The 17,139-nt window shown below is 30.3% G+C and carries 14 protein-coding genes and 1 pseudogene; 11 read left to right on the forward strand and 4 right to left on the reverse strand.

Features of this window, described 5'->3' with window-relative positions; genetic code table 11:
• Nucleotides 1-14 precede the first annotated feature (14 nt).
• Both ACY2RX_RS06050 and ACY2RX_RS06055 read right to left on the reverse strand, forming a co-directional pair.
• Nucleotides 15-245: a putative signal transducing protein gene (locus tag ACY2RX_RS06050; RefSeq protein ID WP_490103075.1), complete on the reverse strand. Its 231-nt coding sequence runs from the start codon at nucleotides 243-245 to the stop codon at nucleotides 15-17.
• A 12-nt stretch (nucleotides 246-257) separates the two neighbouring features.
• A complete protein-coding gene (locus tag ACY2RX_RS06055) occupies nucleotides 258-410 on the reverse strand; it encodes an SsrA-binding protein (protein ID WP_490103076.1) in 153 nt (50 codons plus the stop codon).
• A 540-nt stretch (nucleotides 411-950) separates the two neighbouring features.
• On the opposite strand from ACY2RX_RS06055, the gene ACY2RX_RS06060 reads away from it, so the two are divergent.
• Nucleotides 951-1,883 (forward strand): calcium/sodium antiporter, encoded by a 933-nt coding sequence (locus tag ACY2RX_RS06060; protein ID WP_490103077.1) that lies wholly within the window; start codon nucleotides 951-953, stop codon nucleotides 1,881-1,883.
• A gap of 211 nt (nucleotides 1,884-2,094) precedes the next feature.
• On the opposite strand, the gene ACY2RX_RS06065 is transcribed toward ACY2RX_RS06060, so the two are convergent.
• Entirely contained in the window at nucleotides 2,095-3,111 is a 1,017-nt protein-coding gene (locus ACY2RX_RS06065; protein ID WP_490103078.1) for a glutamine synthetase beta-grasp domain-containing protein, read from the reverse strand.
• 168 nt (nucleotides 3,112-3,279) lie between these two features.
• Between ACY2RX_RS06065 and ACY2RX_RS06070 the strand changes: the two genes are divergently transcribed.
• The 10 genes and pseudogenes from ACY2RX_RS06070 to ACY2RX_RS06115 all read left to right on the forward strand — a co-directional run bounded on the left by ACY2RX_RS06070 (nucleotide 3,280) and on the right by ACY2RX_RS06115 (nucleotide 16,015).
• Nucleotides 3,280-5,463: a glutamine synthetase III family protein gene (locus ACY2RX_RS06070; protein ID WP_490103079.1), complete on the forward strand. Its 2,184-nt coding sequence runs from the start codon at nucleotides 3,280-3,282 to the stop codon at nucleotides 5,461-5,463.
• Between the two features lie 68 nt (nucleotides 5,464-5,531).
• The gene (locus tag ACY2RX_RS06075) at nucleotides 5,532-6,710 is read left to right on the forward strand and encodes an AIR synthase related protein (RefSeq protein ID WP_490103080.1); all 1,179 of its coding nucleotides are present in this window, start codon (nucleotides 5,532-5,534) and stop codon (nucleotides 6,708-6,710) included.
• An 8-nt stretch (nucleotides 6,711-6,718) separates the two neighbouring features.
• The gene (locus tag ACY2RX_RS06080; protein ID WP_490103081.1) at nucleotides 6,719-7,873 is read left to right on the forward strand and encodes an FAD synthase family protein; all 1,155 of its coding nucleotides are present in this window, start codon (nucleotides 6,719-6,721) and stop codon (nucleotides 7,871-7,873) included.
• A 176-nt stretch (nucleotides 7,874-8,049) separates the two neighbouring features.
• Nucleotides 8,050-10,599, forward strand: a complete 2,550-nt coding sequence (locus ACY2RX_RS06085; RefSeq protein WP_490103082.1) for an adenosylcobalamin-dependent ribonucleoside-diphosphate reductase — start codon at nucleotides 8,050-8,052, stop codon at nucleotides 10,597-10,599.
• 87 nt (nucleotides 10,600-10,686) lie between these two features.
• A pseudogene (locus ACY2RX_RS06090) lies at nucleotides 10,687-10,816 on the forward strand (alpha-ketoglutarate-dependent dioxygenase AlkB); the annotation flags it as partial.
• A gap of 33 nt (nucleotides 10,817-10,849) precedes the next feature.
• Nucleotides 10,850-11,740, forward strand: coding sequence for a 23S rRNA pseudouridine(2604) synthase RluF (gene rluF, locus ACY2RX_RS06095; protein WP_490103083.1), 891 nt, complete (start codon nucleotides 10,850-10,852; stop codon nucleotides 11,738-11,740).
• Between the two features lie 60 nt (nucleotides 11,741-11,800).
• The gene (gene tgt, locus ACY2RX_RS06100) at nucleotides 11,801-12,931 is read left to right on the forward strand and encodes a tRNA guanosine(34) transglycosylase Tgt (RefSeq protein WP_490103084.1); all 1,131 of its coding nucleotides are present in this window, start codon (nucleotides 11,801-11,803) and stop codon (nucleotides 12,929-12,931) included.
• 62 nt (nucleotides 12,932-12,993) lie between these two features.
• Nucleotides 12,994-14,085 (forward strand): LptF/LptG family permease, encoded by a 1,092-nt coding sequence (locus ACY2RX_RS06105; protein WP_490103085.1) that lies wholly within the window; start codon nucleotides 12,994-12,996, stop codon nucleotides 14,083-14,085.
• A complete protein-coding gene (locus tag ACY2RX_RS06110) occupies nucleotides 14,072-14,986 on the forward strand; it encodes a DMT family transporter (RefSeq protein WP_490103086.1) in 915 nt (304 codons plus the stop codon). The genes ACY2RX_RS06105 and ACY2RX_RS06110 overlap by 14 nt, the downstream gene beginning before the upstream one ends.
• A gap of 75 nt (nucleotides 14,987-15,061) precedes the next feature.
• Nucleotides 15,062-16,015, forward strand: coding sequence for an acetyl-CoA carboxylase carboxyltransferase subunit alpha (locus tag ACY2RX_RS06115; RefSeq protein WP_490103087.1), 954 nt, complete (start codon nucleotides 15,062-15,064; stop codon nucleotides 16,013-16,015).
• Between the two features lie 73 nt (nucleotides 16,016-16,088).
• On the opposite strand, the gene ACY2RX_RS06120 is transcribed toward ACY2RX_RS06115, so the two are convergent.
• Nucleotides 16,089-17,114, reverse strand: coding sequence for a TlpA family protein disulfide reductase (locus ACY2RX_RS06120; protein ID WP_490103088.1), 1,026 nt, complete (start codon nucleotides 17,112-17,114; stop codon nucleotides 16,089-16,091).
• Nucleotides 17,115-17,139: the final 25 nt, after the last annotated feature.

The following is a 17,139-nucleotide window of genomic DNA, read 5'->3' on the forward strand; positions in this document are numbered from 1 at the left end:
CTCAATGTGTTTTTTTATGAATTTATTTTAGCTTTGTAAACATCTACAATAGGCTGTGCTTTTTCTTTGTCTGAGCTTAAAATGTATAATTCTACAGAATTCATTTGTTCAGCAAAACCAGCCAACCTTGCAGATTCAAATTGATTTTTAATTATATAGTGAATTTTATGGTCATCTAACAAGTTTTGTAAACCTTTAATTATAATAGAAGATCCTGAAAATATTTTAATGTGTTCTGTTGTCATAATTTAATTTTTTTAATCAAGTGAATTTAAAGTTACAAAAGCTCTCCATCCAATTATTGCTAATTGAATTTTGGATGCTTTAGAAATATCCAATCCTTTCTTGGTGTAAGAAGGTAGTATCGATTTGTTAATTTTAGCAAGCGTCTTGTAGACTTGTTTTTTCATTGTTTGTAAATTATTAACCAAATTTACTGAAAATAAACAACTCAATCTTTTAATAGTTGAGTTGTTTTTTGGTAAACTACTTTCTTTTTCCTTTTCTAATGTTTTATTTTTTACGAATTAAAACAAAATTTGAAATATAATTTCAGAGACAGTTTCAATTAGTTTTAGTAAGATAATAATCATAATAAATGTGTTTTTTGAGTTAGTAATTAAGGTCAATTTCGAAATTGTTTTATCAATATATGATGATTGGAATATTGTCCACAAATATTTTTTAAACTATTTATCAATTTGATTTATAATTTGAAACTATAAAAACAGTATTAGTTTTAAAATGAAACTTATTTTTCTTTTAAAGTGTTTTAAATTGTAATTTGTTTTTATGTAATTATTTAAAAATGTAATTAAACAAAGGAAGATGAAGTGTGATTTTTAAAATGTAAAAGGAAGTTAGTTCTTGAGAATTAATTTTTGTGCCTTTTGATTTTTTCTCTTTAGCTTAGAGTGATAAAAATGTATCTTCGTCAAAAATTAAAATTGATGAACTTTTTGTTAATAATTGCTGGTTTAATCTTGTTGATTTTTGGAGGTAATTGGTTATTAAAATCAGCGGTAGCATTATCACTTAAATTAGAGATTCCAAAAATTGTAATTGGTATGACAGTGGTTTCTTTTGCTACATCTGCTCCCGAGCTTATTGTTAGTGTAAATGCAGCTTTAAGTGGTTCTTCAGATTTAGCTTTGGGTAATGTAATAGGTTCTAATATTGCAAATTTAGGTTTGGTTTTAGGTATAACTTTACTATTAGCTACAATGCAAGTGCAAAAAAGTTTTTACAAAACCGATTGGCCTGTAATGATGATTGCATCTGTATTACTATTCTTTTTTTTAAGTGGTGATAAAGTAATTACGCAAACAGAAGGTGTAGTTTTGTTTTCTTTTTTAATTATTTTTTTAATCTATTTGTTGCGTTTTCAGACTACTGCAGTTGTAGATGAATTGCCTGAAGATGACGAACCTTTACCTTTGTATAAAATTGCCTTATTCTTAGTAATTGGTGGAGTAGGGTTGTGGGGTGGTTCAGAATTATTGATAAAAGGAGCTACTTCTTTAGCAACAGAATTTGGGGTAAGTGAAAGAGTTATTGGTGTTACTGTGGTTTCTATAGGTACAAGTATTCCTGAGTTGGCGGCATCAGTTATTGCGGTTTTAAAAAAAGAAAAAGCAATATCATTAGGAAATTTAATTGGTTCTAATGTGTTTAATATTTTGGCTGTTTTAGGAATAACTTCTATGATAACACCTGTTGCTGTTGCGGATGAGGGTTTGTTAACAAGTGATATTTTTTGGATGTTAGGAATTTCTTTTATTGTACTTCCTTTGGTATTTTTTCCAAAAGGATATCGCTTAAATTGGAAAGATGGAGTTATTTTATTGGTGGCTTATGTTGTGTTTATTTATCAAACTATTTAATTGAAAAGAATTCCTCGACGCTTTGTGTTGGGGTTTCCATTGAAATTGTCATTCCCGTGAAAACGGGAATCTAAATATAAAATTAAACGAGCGAAATACCCCTATGGCTCTACTTCTGGGATAGTTCGTTTCAAGAATTTTTTTATTCAAATAAAGTTTTGTAAAAAAAAAGGTTCGCATTTGCGAACCTTTTTTTATTTCTAATTTCTGATTAGATTTTAGCAGACTTTACAGTCTTAATAATTCTACCAGCAATTTTGTAAGGATCTCCGTTAGAAGCAGGTCTTCTGTCTTCTAACCAACCTTTCCATCCTTTTTCTACAGTAATAATTGGTATTCTAATTGATGCACCTCTATCAGAAACTCCATAAGAGAAATCAGAAACGTGAGCAGTTTCATGTAAACCAGTTAAACGCTCATCATTAAACTCTCCATAAACATCCATATGTTCGTCTGTAACAGGTCTAAATGCTTCACAAATTTTCTCATAAGTTTCTTTAGAACCACAAGTTCTTAAGGTTGTGTTAGAGAAGTTAGCGTGCATTCCAGAGCCATTCCAATCTCCTTTTACAGGTTTTGGATGATACTCAATATAGTAACCATATTTTTCAGTTAATCTGTCTAATAAATAACGAGCTACCCAAATTTCATCTCCAGCTTTTTTAGCTCCTTTAGCAAACAATTGGAATTCCCATTGTCCTGGTGCAACTTCTTGGTTAATTCCTTCAAAGTTTAAACCAGCTTCAATACAAAGGTCAGCATGTTCTTCAACAAAATCTCTACCCCAAGTATATCTACCGCCTACAGAACAGTAGTATTTACCTTGTGGTCCTGGGAAACCTCCACGTGGGAAACCTAATGGAAGGTCAGTTTTAGCATCCATTAAAAAGTATTCTTGCTCAAAACCAAACCAGAAATCATTATCATCATCGTCAATTTTTGCTCTTGCATTAGTAGGATGAGGTGTTCCATCTGCGCTTAAAACTTCAGACATTACTAAGTAACCATTTGTTCTTGTAGGATCTGGGTAAATTGCTACGGGCTTTAGTAAACAATCAGATGCTCCTCCAGATGCTTGTTCAGTAGAACTACCGTCAAAAGACCAGTTATCTAACTCATCAACAGTTGCATGAAAATTTTCGTGTTCTTCAACTTTCGTTTTACTTCTCATATTTTGAGTAGGAAAATGACCATCTAGCCAAATGTACTCTAATTTAATTTTTGCCATAATAAATAATTGTATGTGTGATGTTAACGGTGCAAAAATGAAATAATTTCATTACATATCAAAAAAATAAGGGGGTAAATGTAAAAAAACAATTAAAAATAATTTTATCCCTAATTTTGAAAGGGTATATTTGTATAAAATAAAAAATAAATAGAAAATTTTGGTAATATGTCAAGAATTAGATTCAATGCTTTAAAGGAAATTCTTAAGAGAGAGCCGTTAAAAGTTGTTCAGACAGAAAAAAGATCATCACTTTTTGGTAAAAATGTATTTAATAAATATGCTATGCAACAATATCTTACACGTTCTGCGTATGAAAGTGTAATGAATGCGATTGAACATGGAACTAAAATTGATAGAAAAATTGCAGACCAAGTTGCAGTAAGTATGAAAGATTGGGCAATGGCTAAAGGTGCAACCCATTATACACATTGGTTTCAGCCACTTACAGGTGCAACTGCAGAAAAACACGATGCTTTTTTTGAATCTATCAATGGTAGTTTAGCTATGGAAAAGTTTGATGGAGAGCAATTGGTGCAGCAAGAACCAGATGCTTCTAGTTTTCCAAATGGAGGCATCAGAAATACTTTTGAGGCAAGAGGTTACACAGCTTGGGATCCAACATCACCAGCATTTATTTATGAAACAACTTTGTGTATTCCAACAATTTTTGTGGCTTATACTGGTGAGGCTTTAGATAATAAAACGCCGTTATTAAGAGCTTTGCAAGCGGTAGATACACACGCAACAGCTGTGTGTAAGTATTTTGATAAAAATGCAAAGAAGGTTTCTGCTACTTTAGGTTGGGAGCAAGAGTTTTTTTTAATTGATGATGCTTTGGCAAACTCAAGACCAGATATTCAATTAACAGGAAGAACTTTATTGGGGCATACGCCTGCAAAAGGACAGCAATTAGATGATCATTATTTCGGAACAATTCCATCTAGAGCTATGAGTTTTATGCAAGATTTAGAGCAAGAATGTATGTTACTGGGGATTCCTGTAAAAACAAGACATAATGAAGTAGCGCCAAATCAATTTGAAGTAGCACCTATTTTTGAAGAAGCTAATTTAGCGGTAGATCATAATTCTTTATTGATGGATGTAATGCAAAAAATTTCTCGTAGACATAAGTTTAAAGTATTATTTCATGAAAAACCTTTTTCAGGAATTAATGGTTCTGGTAAGCATAACAATTGGTCTTTATCATCAGATAGCGGAACCAATTTGTTGAGCCCAGGAAAAACACCAATGAAAAACTTACAGTTTTTAACCTTTTTTGTAAATACAATTAAGGCTGTATATGAAAACGAAGAATTACTCAGGGCATCTATTGCCTCTGCAAGTAATGAGCATAGATTGGGTGCTAATGAAGCGCCTCCTGCAATAATTTCTGTTTTTGTTGGTTCTCAATTGTCGTCAGTTTTAGACGAATTAGAAAATGTAACCAAGGGCAGACTGTCACCGCAAGAAAAAACAGATTTAAAGTTAAATATTATCGGTAAAATTCCTGAAATTTTATTAGACAATACAGACAGAAACAGAACCTCTCCATTTGCATTTACGGGTAATAAATTTGAATTTAGAGCAGTTGGTTCTTGGGCAAATTGTGCAGCACCAATGACAGTTTTAAATACAATAGTAGCCAAGCAATTAAAAGAGTTTAAGATTGATGTTGATGAATTAATAGATGCTAAAAATCTTAAGAAAGACGAAGCTATTTTTAATGTATTGAGAGAGTATATTAAAGCATCAAAAAAAATTAGATTTGATGGTGATGGTTATAATCAAGCTTGGGAAAAAGAAGCAAAGAAAAGAGGTTTAAGTAATAATAAAACTACACCAGAAGCACTAAAAATTAAAGTATCAAAAAATGTAATCGATTTATATGATGAAATGGATGTAATGAGTAAAATTGAAGTTGAAGCTCGTTATGAAATTGAATTAGAAGAATATACAAAAAGATTACAGATAGAAAGTAGAGTTTTGGGTGATGTATCAAGAAATCATATTGTTCCTACGGCTATTAAATATCAAAATACCTTGTTAGAGAATACCAAGAATTTAAAAGAAATTTTTGGAGCTGATTATAAAAATATTGCTAAAGAACAAATTGAGTTAATTATGATTATTTCTAATCATATTACAGAAATTAATGCACTAACATTAAAAATGATAGATGAACGAAAAAAAGCAAAAAAGCTAATTGGTTTTAAATCGGCAGAACATTATTGTAAAAAAGTGAAACCGTTTTTTGAGAAAATCCGTTATCATTGTGATAAATTAGAAACAATGGTTGATGATAATTTATGGCCATTAACAAAATATAGAGAATTACTTTTTACCAGATAAAATTAAATCCCACAAGCGTGGGATTTTTTTTTCTAAAAGACTAAATTTGCACCTCACAACACAACAATATGAGTAAAGAAGTTTCTAAAAGATACGCGCAAAGAGGTGTTTCTGCATCAAAAGAAGATGTACACAATGCAATTAAGAATATAGATAAAGGATTATTTCCGAAAGCATTTTGCAAAATTGTTCCAGATTATTTAACAAATGATGAAGATTATTGTTTAATTATGCATGCAGATGGCGCAGGAACAAAATCTTCTTTAGCTTATATGTATTGGAAAGAAACTGGAGATGTTTCCGTTTGGAAAGGAATTGCACAAGACGCATTAATAATGAATATTGACGATTTGTTATGTGTAGGTGCAACTGATAATATTATGCTTTCTTCAACAATTGGAAGAAATAAAAGTAAAATTCCTGGTGAAGTTTTATCAGCAATAATAAACGGAACTGAAGAACTGATTGAAGATCTTAAAAAGTTTGGAGTTACCATTCATTCCACTGGTGGCGAAACTGCCGATGTTGGCGATTTAGTAAGAACAATTATTGTAGATTCTACGGTAACTGCACGTATGAAACGTACTGATGTAATTGACAATGCAAATATAAAAGCTGGCGATGTAATTGTAGGTTTAGAATCTTTTGGACAAGCAACTTACGAAACTGAATATAACGGCGGAATGGGTTCTAACGGATTAACGTCTGCAAGACACGATGTGTTTCATAAATATTTAGCAGAAAAATACCCAGAAAGTTTTGATGCAGCTGTTCCTACAGATTTAGTGTATTCAGGAAATACAAAATTGACAGATGAGGTGGAAAATTCTCCAATTGATGCTGGAAAGTTGGTATTGTCTCCAACAAGAACCTATGCGCCAATTATAAAAGAAATTCTATCTAAATTTTCTTCGGAAGAAGTACACGGAATGATTCATTGTTCTGGTGGCGCGCAAACAAAAATTCTTCATTTTGTAGATAATTTGCATATTGTAAAAGAGAATCTATTTCCTGTTCCGCCTTTATTTAAATTGATACAAGAACAATCTAAAACAGATTGGAAAGAAATGTATCAAGTATTTAACTGTGGCCATAGAATGGAACTGTATGTTTCTCCAGAAATTGCAGAAGAAATTATTAAGATCTCAAAATCTTTTAATGTTGAAGCTAAAATTATTGGTAGCGTAAAAACGTCAGAAACTAAAAAACTTACAATAAAAAGTGAGTTTGGAGTTTTTGAGTATTAATAAAAAATATGAAGAAAAAAGTATTTGTTTCAGGGTGTTTTGATATGTTGCATAGTGGACATATTGCCTTTTTTAAGCAGGCCGCCAAATTTGGAGATTTGTATGTAGGTATAGGTTCCGATAATACAATTGATGATTTAAAAGGTAGAAAAACAATAAATTCTGAAAGAGAAAGAATTTATATGATTGATGCTATAAAATATGTTAAAAAAACTTTTGTAAATTCTGGTTCTGGAATTTTAGATTTTAAAGAAGATTTAATAGAATTAAAGCCCGATTATTTTGTAGTAAATGAAGATGGCTACTCTCCCGAAAAAGAAAAACTATGTAAAGATTTAAATATAGAATTGTATGTTTTAAGTAGAGAGCCAGATTTAGATTTACCTGTAAGATCAACAACTAAAATTCGATCTGCAGACAATTGCTCATTGCCTTACAGAATAGATTTGGCAGGAACTTGGATAGATCAACCTTATGTGTCTAAATTTAATCCTGGATGGGCAATTACATTATCTCTAGAGCCAATTTTCGAATACAATGAACGTTGTGGTATGTCTACTTCTACTAGAAATGCAGCAAAAAAAATATGGCCATATTATTTACCAATTGATAAGCCAGAAAAATTAGCAGAAATTTTATTTAGGTTTGAAAACACGCCAGGATCTACAATTATATCTGGAGCCCAAGATGCTATAGGTATTTGTATGCCAGGTCTTGTAAGACATTATTATGATAATGCTTACTGGCCAAAAAAATTTGAATCTATCCACTCAGAAAATATACTTACTTGGTTAGAAAACCATATTTGTATGGTTATGTTATGGCCAAGAGAAAAAGATTTAGACTTATTAAATGAAACGTATATTAATAAAGAAAACGTTAAAAAATTAACAAACGCATCTGAACAAGTTTGGGAAGCAATTAAAAATAAGGATTTAGATAGTTTTTCTAAAGGATTTTTGAAATCTTTTAATGCTCAAACAACGATGTTTCCTAAAATGTTAAACAAAAAAATTGAAAAAGAAATAGAAAAATATAAAAATAGAGCTTTGGCTTGGAAATTGGCAGGAGCAGGTGGTGCAGGTTATCTAATACTTGTAACAGATAAACCTATTGAAGGTACTATGAAAATTAAAATTAGAAGAAAAGAAACTCAACTTTAATTTTTAGGAGGTATAATTTTTTTGTTAACTTTTTTATGTTGATAAGTTTGTAAGTTTCTGGTAATTAGTTTTTTATGTTTTTTTACTGAAAACTTTATGATATTTATCATCTTTTAGGTGTTGCTTTTTAAGGATTTTTATTTCCTCAAAAACAAATTAAAACTACCTAAAACACAATGAAATCTAAAACTGTACTATCTTCTAAAAAAACATATTCTAGAGATGAGGCTTTAAAAGCTGCTCTTAACTATTTTAAAGGCGATGAATTAGCTGCAAGTGTATGGCTAAATAAATATGCTTTAAAAGATTCTGAAGATAATATCTATGAGAAAACCCCCAATGATATGCATCAAAGAATTGCATCAGAAATTGCAAGAATTGAGCAAAAATATTCAAATCCATTAACAGAATCAGAAATTTTTGAAGTCATTAAAAACTTCAAATATATTGTTCCACAAGGAAGTCCAATGGCAGGAATAGGGAATCCTTTTCAAATAGCTTCTTTATCTAATTGTTTTGTAATAGGTAATGATGGTGAATCAGATTCTTACGGAGGAATAATGAAAATAGACCAAGAGCAAGTGCAGTTAATGAAGCGTAGAGGAGGTGTTGGTCATGATTTATCACACATTCGTCCAAAAGGTTCTCCTGTAAAAAATTCAGCCTTAACATCCACAGGAATTGTACCTTTTATGGAGCGTTACTCAAACTCAACAAGAGAAGTTGCACAAGATGGTAGAAGAGGTGCTTTAATGTTGTCGGTTTCTATAAATCATCCAGATGCCGAAGATTTTATTGATGCAAAACTAGAACAAGGTAAAGTTACAGGTGCCAATGTTTCCGTAAGAATTGACGATGCGTTTATGAAAGCTGTAAAAGCTAATGGTAAATACAAACAGCAATATCCTACTTTTAGTAAAAATCCTTTATATACAAAAGAAATTGAAGCTACAAAGATTTGGAAAAAAATTGTACACAATGCGTGGAAATCTGCAGAACCAGGAATCTTATTTTGGGATACCATAATTAATGAATCTGTGCCAGATTGTTATGCAGATTTAGGTTATAAAACAGTTTCTACAAATCCTTGCGGAGAAATCCCTTTATGTCCTTATGATTCTTGTAGATTATTGGCAATAAACTTGTTTTCTTATGTAGAAAATCCATTTACCGAAAAAGCAAAATTCAATTTTAAATTGTTTAAAAAACATATTGTTATTGCTCAAAGGATGATGGACGATATCATTGATTTAGAACTAGAAAAGATTGATGGTATTTTAGCAAAAATTGATGCAGATCCAGAATTAGATACTGTAAAAGCAACAGAAAAAAATCTGTGGTTAAACATCAGACAAAAAGCCTATGAAGGTAGAAGAACAGGAATAGGAATAACTGCAGAAGGAGATATGTTAGCTGCTTTAGGAATTCGTTATGGAAGTGAACAAGGAAATAGTTTTTCTACAAAAGTTCATAAAACTTTAGGAATAGAAACCTATAGAGCCTCTGTAAATTTAGCAAAAGAAAGAGGTGCATTTTCAATTTTCGATTCAGAAAGAGAAAAAGAAAATCCGTTTATTTTACGATTAAAAGAAGCAGATAGTAAACTATATTACGAAATGTTAGAATATGGTCGTAGAAATATTGCATTGTTAACCATTGCTCCAACAGGAACCACAAGTTTAATGACCCAAACTTCTTCTGGTATAGAGCCTGTTTTTATGCCTGTCTATAAACGTAGAAAAAAAGTAAATCCTAATGATAAAGACGTTAGAGTAGATTTTGTAGATGAGTTAGGAGATTCTTGGGAAGAATATGTTGTTTTTCATCACAGATTTAAACAATGGATGGAAGTAAATAATATAGATTCTAGTAAGAATTTTACACAAGAAGAATTGAATGCGCTTGTAAAAAAATCACCTTATTACAAAGCAACTTCTAATGATATTAATTGGGTGAGTAAAGTTACAATGCAAGGAGCTATTCAAAAATGGGTAGATCATTCTATTAGTGTTACCGTTAATTTACCCAATGAAGTTACAGAAGATTTGGTGGGCGAATTGTATTTAAAAGCTTGGGAAGTTGGTTGTAAAGGAGTAACTGTTTATAGAGATGGTTCTCGTTCTGGAGTTTTAATTTCTTCGGATGAAAAGAAAGAAGACAAAACAACGGATTCTAATTTTCCTACAAAGCGTCCGCAAACATTAGAAGCAGATGTAGTTCGTTTTCAAAATAAAAAAGAAAAATGGATTGCTTTTGTTGGTTTGGTTGATGACAAACCGTATGAAATTTTTACAGGTTTAGTAGATGATGAAGACGGAATTTTAATTCCGCGTTGGGTAGAAAAAGGGTTAATTATTAAAAATAGAAATGAAGACGGAACATCGCGTTACGATTTTCAATATAAAAATAAGCGAGGTTATAAGACAACTATAGAAGGTTTATCACACAAATTTAATCCAGAATTCTGGAATTATGCAAAACTAATTTCTGGAACCTTACGCCATGGAATGCCTATTGATAAAATTGTAGAATTAATACACAGTTTACAGTTAGATTCAGCATCTATTAATACATGGAAAAGTGGTGTTCAAAGAGCTTTAAAACGCTATGTAGAAGATGGTACAGAAGCAAAAGGGCAAACTTGCGATAATTGTAATTCGAAAGAATTAATTTATCAAGAAGGATGTTTAACTTGTAAAGATTGTGGTTCTTCTAAGTGTGGGTAGTTATTACTTATGGAAAATAAAAAGGTTTTGATTATAAATCAAAACCTTTTTAAATTGACACTGTCCAGTATTTTGTGTAAATTGGAAGTGCTAAAAAATGGCAGTTTATTGGTAATGAAACAAGGTACTCAAACAAATTGGTTGCATAGATTGCCACCAACCAAAAAAAGTAAATTCGCCCAGAATTAATTTAACTTTTAGAACCATAGAATTGTAATCTTATACTTATTTTTGCAGTAAATACTTTTCATTGGACAACAAGAATCAACAATCTACAAATCTTAATAAATTCATTAGTTCTACAGGAATTTGTTCTCGTAGAGAAGCAGAAAAATTGATTGTTGAAGGACGTGTAACAATAAACGGAAAACCGACACAACTGGGCAACAGAGTTTTTAAAAATGATGTTGTAAAAGTGGATGGAAGACAATTAAAACAAAAGCCAAAAACACTTTACATAGCTCTAAATAAACCTGTTGGAATTGTTTCTACCACAGATTCAAGAGAACCAAATAACATTGTAAAACAAGTAAATCATCCGCAAAGATTATTTCCAATTGGGCGATTAGACAAACCATCAGAAGGACTCATTTTTCTTACTAATGATGGAGATATAGTAAACAAAATTTTACGAGCAGGAAACAATCACGAAAAAGAATATATGGTTTCTGTTGATAAGACAATTGATGAAATTTTTATCAAAAAAATGAGCAATGGAATTCCGATTTTAGGAACCGTTACCAAAAAATGTAAAGTAGAAAAAGTATCAGAAAAAGTTTTTAAAATTATTTTGGTACAAGGATTAAACAGACAAATTCGTAGAATGTGCGAATATTTAGGCTATGATGTAACTAAATTAAAACGCACTAGAATTATGAATGTTGAACTTGGTAATCTAAAACAAGGAGATTGGCGAGAGTTAACTTTAGATGAAATGAAAGAAATTAATAAAATGATTTCTTCATCTTCTAAAACAGAGGAAGCCTCCCTTAATCCCTCTAAAGGAGGTAAGTGCTCAACTGAACGTTTTAAAAAAACAAAAAATAATTTTAATAAAAAAAGTGCCTCTTTTCGAAAATCATCACCAAAAAATAAAAAGAGAAATTCTAGTTTTTCATCAAAAAAGAAACGAAGATTTTAACCAAAATCTTTAAGAATCTTTTAATTTTTCAAATCTTAAATAGTAGTATCTTTGCCAGCAATGAAATTCGATTTAAAAACAACCGACCCTAAAAGTAAAGCAAGAGCAGGCGTTATTACAACTGATCATGGAGAAATAGAAACACCAATTTTTATGCCTGTTGGCACAGTTGGTACTGTAAAAGGGGTGCATCAAACAGAGTTAAAAAACGAGGTAAATCCTGATATTATTTTAGGAAATACTTATCACTTATATTTAAGACCTCAAACAGATATTTTAGAACAAGCAGGTGGTTTGCATAAGTTTATGAATTGGGATAGAAATATCTTAACAGATTCTGGCGGTTATCAAGTATATTCTCTTTCTGGACGCAGAAAAATTAAAGAAGAAGGTGTAAAGTTTAAGAGTCATATAGATGGTTCTATGCATTTTTTTACTCCAGAAAATGTAATGGAAATTCAACGTACAATTGGCGCAGATATTATTATGGCTTTTGATGAGTGTACACCTTATCCTTGCGATTATAACTACGCAAAACGTTCTATGCATATGACTCACAGGTGGTTAAACAGATGTATAAATCATCTAGAAAAACTGCCTTTTAAATATGGATATGAACAAACATTTTTTCCTATTGTTCAAGGAAGTACTTATAAAGATTTGCGTAAGCAATCTGCAGAATATATAGCCAATGCAGGTGCGCAAGGAAACGCAATTGGTGGTCTTTCTGTAGGTGAGCCAGCAGAAGAAATGTATGCAATGACAGAGGTTGTTACAGAAATTTTACCAGAAGACAAACCAAGATATTTAATGGGTGTAGGAACGCCAATTAATATTTTAGAAAATATTGCTTTAGGTATAGATATGTTTGATTGTGTAATGCCAACTAGAAATGCCAGAAACGGTATGTTATTTACTGCTCATGGAACCATCAACATTAAAAATAAAAAGTGGGAAAATGATTTTTCTCCTATTGATGAAATGGGAATTACTTATGTAGATACAGTGTATTCTAAAGCTTATTTGCGTCATCTATTTGCAGCAAAAGAAATGTTGGGCAAGCAAATAGCTTCTATTCATAATTTAGGGTTTTATGTTTGGTTAACTCGTGAAGCTAGAAAACATATTTTAGCAGGAGATTTTAGAGAATGGAAAGACAAAATGGTAAAACAAATGGACAAACGATTATAGTTATTAGTTGTTAATTTTTAGTTACAGCCACAAACCAAAAATCAAACCCAAGAAAAATAATTTTGAAAATAATAGATTGGTACATATTAAAACGATATTTGGTAACTTTTGTGTTTACCTTATTAATTTTAATTCCTATTGCAATAGCTATAGATGTTTCTGAAAAAATTGATAATTTTTTAGAGCATCCTAACCTTGGTTTTTATCAAGTTGTAAATGAATATTATGTAAATTTTATTATTTATTACACCAATACTTTTATGCCTTTGGCGTTATTTATTGCTGTAATTTTGTTTACTTCCAAACTTTCTAACAACACAGAAATTATTGCCATAACCAATGCAAAAGTTTCTTTTACTCGCTTTTTGTATCCTTATTTTATAGGAGCCACTTTAGTTACTATTATTTCTTTGGCGATGAATCATTTTGTGGTGCCTAGTAGTAGTAAAATTCGCGAAAACTTTGAAAAAGAATTTATTAAAAATAATAGACAGAAACACGAATTAAAATATGTTTATGATTTTAGTTTACAATTAACAGATAGTACTTATATTTTTATTAAAAATTTTAATACAGAAACTAAATCAGGGTATGATTTTACTTCAGAAATTTATGATGGAATTAAATTAAAATCAAAATTAGTTTCTAATAGAATTACTTATAATGAAAAGGATTCTACTTTTACATTACTAAATTGGAAAAAAAGACTCCTTTATAAAAAAAGAGATCATATTTTTTCTGGAAATAAAATAGATACTGTTTTTAATTTTACTCCTAAAGACTTAATCTATAAATCGACTTTTGCTCAAGAAATGCCATCAGGAGAATTGCTTAAATTTATAAGTATATCTAAAAAAAGAGGAGTAAAAAACTTAAATGCATACTTGGTAGAATTTCATAAAAGAACAAGTTTGCCAATTGCATCTTATATATTAACAATTATAGCAGTTGCTTTAGCATTTAAGAAAAGAAGGGGAGGTACAGGAATAAATCTTGCAATTGGTGTTGGTATTATGTTTATGTATGTTTTTTTAATGAAAATTTCTGAAGTTTTAGGCGCAGTTGCAGGAGTTAATTCATTTCTGTACGTTTGGATGCCAAATATAGTTTTTGGTATTATTGCTGTTTACTTATATTTTAATGCTAGAAAATAAGTTTAAAAATTATTTATTACTCCATCTTATTGTTTTTATTTGGGGGTTTACTGCTATTTTAGGAGCGTTAATTTCTTTAGATGCAACTCCTTTAGTTTGGTATAGAATGTCTTTGGCAGTAGTTTTTATCTTATTGTTTTTTATGGTGAAAAAAAAATCACTTAAAGTAGATGCTAAAGGATTGCTAAAGTTTTTATTTACCGGAATTATAATTGCTTTACATTGGATTTTTTTCTTCAAGGCAATCAAAGTTTCAAACGTTTCAGTTGCTTTAGTAACAATGAGTACAGGCGCATTTTTTACATCATTAATAGAACCCATTTTTTTTAAAAGAAGCATAAAATCGATAGAAATTATATTAGGATTACTAGTTGTTGTGGGCTTATATATTATTTTCAAATTCGAAACTCAATACAAATTCGGAATTATTTATGCATTAATTGCATCGTTTTTAGGATCTCTTTTTGCAGTGTTAAATGGCTTGTTTGTTAAGAAATATGATGCCAGTACAATCTCATTATACCAATTATTATTTGGCGCACTTTTTATTACTTTTTATTTATTGTTAGTAAATGGTTTCTCTGCCTCATTATTTGTATTATCAAATTCAGATTGGTTATATTTAATACTTTTAAGCAGTGTTTGTACAGCGTATGCATTTATTGTATCTATAAAAGTGATGAAATACTTATCTCCATACACAGTTATGTTAACGGTTAATTTAGAGCCTATTTATGCAATTATTTTAGCTTTATTTATTTTTGGTGATAAAGAAAAAATGAATCCAACTTTTTATTTTGGTGCTTTTATTGTTTTGTTTGTGGTTTTATTAAACGGAATTATAAAAAATAGAGATACCATAAAAAAGAAAATATTAAATAAAACTGTTAGAAAAAAGTAAGTGTTTTTTGTTAAAAAAGTCAAATTTTATAGTATGTTTGTTATTACAAACAACTAAAATCAAAATAGTTACAAAATGGAATATTTAGATTTTGAAATGCCAATTAAAGAGCTTCTAGATCAATTAGATAAATGTCAAATTATTGGTAAAGAAAGTAATGTTGATGTAAGCGCAACGTGTAAAAAAATAGAAAAAAAACTAGAGAAAGCCAGAAAAGATATCTACAAAAACTTAACACCTTGGCAAAGAGTACAACTCTCAAGACATCCTAACAGACCTTACACATTAGATTATATTCAAGCAATTTGTGGCGACACTTTTATGGAATTGCATGGAGACAGAAATGTAAAAGACGACAAAGCTATGATTGGTGGTTTAGGTAAAATTGGCAATCAGTCTTATATGTTTATTGGTCAACAAAAAGGATACAATACCAAAACTCGCCAATACAGAAACTTTGGTATGGCAAATCCTGAAGGTTACAGAAAAGCATTGCGTTTAATGAAAATGGCAGAAAAATTTAGAATTCCTGTGGTTACATTATTAGATACGCCTGGTGCTTATCCTGGTTTAGAAGCAGAAGAACGTGGACAAGGAGAAGCCATTGCAAGAAATATTATAGAAATGACTCGTTTAAAAACGCCTATTATAACTGTAGTTATTGGTGAAGGAGCTTCTGGTGGAGCCTTAGGAATTGGTGTAGGTGATAGAGTTTATATGATGGAAAATACTTGGTACACCGTTATTTCTCCAGAATCTTGTTCTTCTATTTTATGGAGAAGTTGGGAGTTTAAAGAACAAGCTGCATCAGCATTAAAATTAACGGGTAATGATATGAAGAAATTAAAGTTAATAGATGGTATTATTAAAGAACCAGTTGGTGGCGCTCATTGCGATAGAGAAGGAGCTTTTAAAGCAGTACAAGAGCAAATAGTTGCTGCTTTTGAAGAATTAAAAGATTTTAATGATGTAGATTTAGTTGCCAACAGAATGGATAAATATGCAGATATGGGCGTTTATAAAGAGTAATTTTTTTCAGAATAGAACTAAAAAAGGGAAATCTTAAATTTGGATTTCCCTTTTATTTTACTCTTTTTTCTAATTAAATACCCAAAGAATTAAACAACTCTTTTAATCTAGGTTCAGAAGGTCTAGGCGCATTTGCATTTACAATTTTTCCTTCAGGATCAATTAAAATAAACCTAGGAATACCATTAATTTGATATGCTTGCTGAAAACTATAATCTTCTCCAGACCATAATTGTACGCCTGTCATTTGTTTTGCTTTTACAAAATCTCTCCATTTTTTTTCTGCAGCTTCCCAAGAGCCACCATTTCTTCTAGCTTCATCTGTAGAAATACTTACAAATTCTATATTTTTATGATGATATTCTTTTTCTAAAGCCTGCAAATAAGGAATTTGCTGAATACAAGGGCCACACCAAGTTGCCCAAACATCTATATAAACATATTTTCCTTTAAAAGAATCTAACGATTTTTTTCCGCCTTTATAATTTACATAATTTTCGAATTTAGGAGAAACTTTTCCTTTTCCCATAGATTTATTTTTGTCATACATCTGATGAAAATAATCTACAATTCTTTGGTTTTGCTGAGAAGCCATATTTATCAAAGAACTATCTAAATCGTTATAAGAATTTAAAATACTATCAAAACCTTTTTTTATGGAAGTTATTTTTTTCTTAAAAGCTTCTTCTTCTAAATCTAGGATTATAGCTGGGTTTCCTAAATTTTTATTTTTTTCTAAATGAGCAATAATAAATTTAGTATTAGAGGCGCCATTACCATCATAATTAAAACTCGTCATAAATTCTTCTGCATTTCCTGTAATAGAAATATTAAATCCATTTTTTAAATAGACAGGAGCTCTTTTTGTATTACTTGTTTGAAACGTGTAAATATTACCACCTGCTACTTTTAAAGTATCTTTAAAAGAACCATCAGTATTTATTGTTATCGTTTTTAAAACACCAGTTCTACCAACAATACTAATTATAGAATCTTTATTGTTTTCTAATTTACCAGAAAGCGTAACATAATCTTTAGGTTTTTTTGTACAAGAAACCACAATTAATAATAATAAAAGCGCTAAACTTAATTTCTTCATTTTATATGTTTAAAATATTTTTTGC

This window comes from Polaribacter sp. 2405UD43-2 (genome assembly GCF_058147125.1).

Bases quoted from the DNA above. Each gene is read 5' to 3' on its own strand.
- ACY2RX_RS06050 (WP_490103075.1), bottom strand. From the start codon at position 245: ATGACAACAGAACACATTAAAATATTTTCAGGATCTTCTATTATAATT.
- ACY2RX_RS06055 (WP_490103076.1), bottom strand. From the start codon at position 410: ATGAAAAAACAAGTCTACAAGACGCTTGCTAAAATTAACAAATCGATA.
- ACY2RX_RS06060 (WP_490103077.1), top strand. From the start codon at position 951: ATGAACTTTTTGTTAATAATTGCTGGTTTAATCTTGTTGATTTTTGGA.
- ACY2RX_RS06065 (WP_490103078.1), bottom strand. From the start codon at position 3,111: ATGGCAAAAATTAAATTAGAGTACATTTGGCTAGATGGTCATTTTCCT.
- ACY2RX_RS06070 (WP_490103079.1), top strand. From the start codon at position 3,280: ATGTCAAGAATTAGATTCAATGCTTTAAAGGAAATTCTTAAGAGAGAG.
- ACY2RX_RS06075 (WP_490103080.1), top strand. From the start codon at position 5,532: ATGAGTAAAGAAGTTTCTAAAAGATACGCGCAAAGAGGTGTTTCTGCA.
- ACY2RX_RS06080 (WP_490103081.1), top strand. From the start codon at position 6,719: ATGAAGAAAAAAGTATTTGTTTCAGGGTGTTTTGATATGTTGCATAGT.
- ACY2RX_RS06085 (WP_490103082.1), top strand. From the start codon at position 8,050: ATGAAATCTAAAACTGTACTATCTTCTAAAAAAACATATTCTAGAGAT.
- tgt (WP_490103084.1), top strand. From the start codon at position 11,801: ATGAAATTCGATTTAAAAACAACCGACCCTAAAAGTAAAGCAAGAGCA.
- ACY2RX_RS06110 (WP_490103086.1), top strand. From the start codon at position 14,072: ATGCTAGAAAATAAGTTTAAAAATTATTTATTACTCCATCTTATTGTT.
- ACY2RX_RS06115 (WP_490103087.1), top strand. From the start codon at position 15,062: ATGGAATATTTAGATTTTGAAATGCCAATTAAAGAGCTTCTAGATCAA.
- ACY2RX_RS06120 (WP_490103088.1), bottom strand. From the start codon at position 17,114: ATGAAGAAATTAAGTTTAGCGCTTTTATTATTATTAATTGTGGTTTCT.